Origin of the sequence: Methylobacterium sp. WL18 (assembly GCF_008040015.1) — a bacterium.
Lineage (GTDB): Bacteria > Pseudomonadota > Alphaproteobacteria > Rhizobiales > Beijerinckiaceae > Methylobacterium > Methylobacterium mesophilicum.
In genome coordinates this window covers 1-494 of sequence record NZ_VRVD01001306.1, presented here as the reverse complement: position 1 = coordinate 494, position 494 = coordinate 1, and the positions used below count along the sequence as shown (strand labels likewise).

General features: G+C 76.3%; 1 pseudogene. It reads right to left on the bottom strand.

Annotation, left to right across the window (positions count from 1 at the left end):
* Positions 1 to 494 (bottom strand): annotated as a pseudogene (locus FV228_RS32455) (efflux RND transporter periplasmic adaptor subunit); the annotation flags it as partial.

The following is a 494-nucleotide window of genomic DNA, read 5'->3' as shown; positions in this document are numbered from 1 at the left end:
CCCCTCCCCGTGCACCACCGCGTCCTCCGGGACCAGCACCCCGGTGGCCGAGCGGGCGGCGGGCAGGAACGCCATCGTGCTCATGCCGGGCAGGAGGCCGCCCGCCCCGGAGACGAGATAGAAAAAACTCTGCCCCTGGATCCGGGGATCGGTGCGGGTCGCCGGGGAGACCAGGCGCAGGGGCACCCGGACGCTCTGCGGCGGCACCTCCGCGAAGGCCGCGTCCGGGGCCGGGTTCAGGACCTCGCCCGGCGGCAGGGTCACCTGCATCAGGAAGTCGGCGCGCTCGATCAGGCGGGTGACCAGCGGCCCGCGCTCGACGATGCCCCGGCCGAGCACCGGGCCCCATTCCTGCTGGGCGGTGGCGGCCAGGGTGCGCAGCTGCGATTCGGCGGCCGTGACGGCGGCCCGGTCGGTCAGCACGGTGGCCTCGACGGTCTCGATCTGGGCGGCCGCCATGGTGCCGGGGCCGAGGCTGCGGGCCCGTCGCGCGG